The sequence below is a fragment of the Paenibacillus sp. P4_E11 genome (genome assembly GCF_056401635.1).
The window spans coordinates 1-1638 of the sequence record NZ_JBFUIX010000424.1 but is presented as its reverse complement, the minus strand read 5'-3'; the positions used below and the strand labels follow the sequence as shown (position 1 = coordinate 1638).

Annotated in this window: 2 protein-coding genes; both read right to left on the bottom strand. The window is 50.7% G+C overall.

Annotated features, from left to right (window positions below; translation table 11 throughout):
• Window positions 1–1421 (bottom strand): hypothetical protein (locus AC1DWB_RS34735; RefSeq protein ID WP_477545626.1); only part of this gene is annotated, 1421 nt, incomplete at its 3' end.
• A 28-nt stretch (window positions 1422–1449) separates the two neighbouring features.
• Window positions 1450–1638 (bottom strand): hypothetical protein (locus AC1DWB_RS34730; protein WP_477545625.1); only part of this gene is annotated, 189 nt, incomplete at its 5' end.

The window sequence follows — 1638 nt, the reverse complement described above, 5'->3', positions numbered from 1 at the left end:
TCTTGCTCCCACGTGATTTCCTTCACTGTAACCGGACCCGTAAAATTGAACCGCAGTGTGACGTAATTGGAGTGATAGGCGGCGTTGGTCGGAATGATCACGCGATTCGCATTGAGCTCCGTCGAGTTCGGGAAGTTCTGTGCGAGCGTGAATCCGGTTGTCCGGTCTGCATTTCCTGACAGCGATGCGGTTAATGTTGATCCTGGTGGTACAACTGTATTTGCCCAGGCTCGCTTCCATCTAAGCTTCTGAGCAAACGAGCCAGCTCCGAACACCTTGGTCGTATAGTATCCGCTAATAGGCACTCCGTTGTCCGTTACGCCTCCTATTAGCCTTACCTGACCTTCTACCCCTCCAATGTAATACGATCCGTTTACGTTGGTCATATGCGTTGGAGCGAAATTTCGCCATACTGCCCATAGACCGAACTCGGTGTTGTACTCTATCAGAATGTTGTTCTCGGTTGATCCGTCTATCGGCAATGCGAACCAAACAAAAACGCCATCAGTTCCACAGCAGCATTTAGCTGTAGCACTTGGCGTTATTCGTGTTACATATTCTTGTACGGGCCTAGAGAACTCTTCGTCCGGAAGTGTCCCGCCAGAGTAACGATATATCCCAGAGGTATGAACAAAGTACTGAATCCCCTTTGCCGTAGTCCATGCTTGGTTTGACACTAGTCCAACCTCTTGCGTCACGTTAATAAGCTGAAAGTCATTCGGATTATATCCGTACAGCTCATAGATACTATTGGGCTTGAAGATGGTCATATGCGAGTTCCCGGCGTGAATCCCACTGATCGGTTCGCCGCGATTGTCCTCTACGATGATGAATCCAGGATCACTATCGGCACCACTAGTTGTTGTCCAGTTCGTTGCGATCCTGAACTCGGAGAAGTTCAACTGATTCTTAATCCCGTTCTGAACTGAGACGCACCATACGCGGTCCTGGAAGGTGTCAACGAAGTCTCCAGCTGCTGGAGCTCCGGTCAATGGCTGTACGGTCGATCCATCGTACCGCTGTGGAGCATTGACTCCGTTCATACCGATTAGGTTGATTCCAGAGAATCCACCACCGAAGTTACTGAATGACCATTCTGCTATTGTACTGAACCCCGTACCGCCCGATACAGCGCCCCAAGATCCACCGGAATACTTATACCATGTCCCGTTGCTTGTGGCCTGTAGTTCGGTGTTCTTCCACGGGTACAGCCCTGTTATCCTCCCTGGCAGCGTCGATCCCAGAACCGTGTAACCAGGCCTTGTCTTCATAACGGGATAATCTGCTGTCGTGACATTCTCTTGATCCGAGGAGAATCGGTCATCGATGGTTAGCGGATCTAACCGATTCACTCCCCGAAACTCACGCTGGACGTTAGTCGGCAAGGAACGCTTCATTTTGGGCCATGGTGCTAATGTCATAACATCCCTCCTTACAGGTTCATACCAGTCATGTCCCTGTCTGTGTACGCATCTCGACCCAATCGGTATTGAGCACATTGCCGACGCCTGTTGTGATGCGTCTCCACCCGTTGACCACATAGCGGCTCCCGGCTGTTCCTTGGATGCTTGGTGACAAGTTCCAGACGATGCTTCCTTCGTAATAGGTTCCGGTTGTTGGCATGGCGGTCTTGTACTC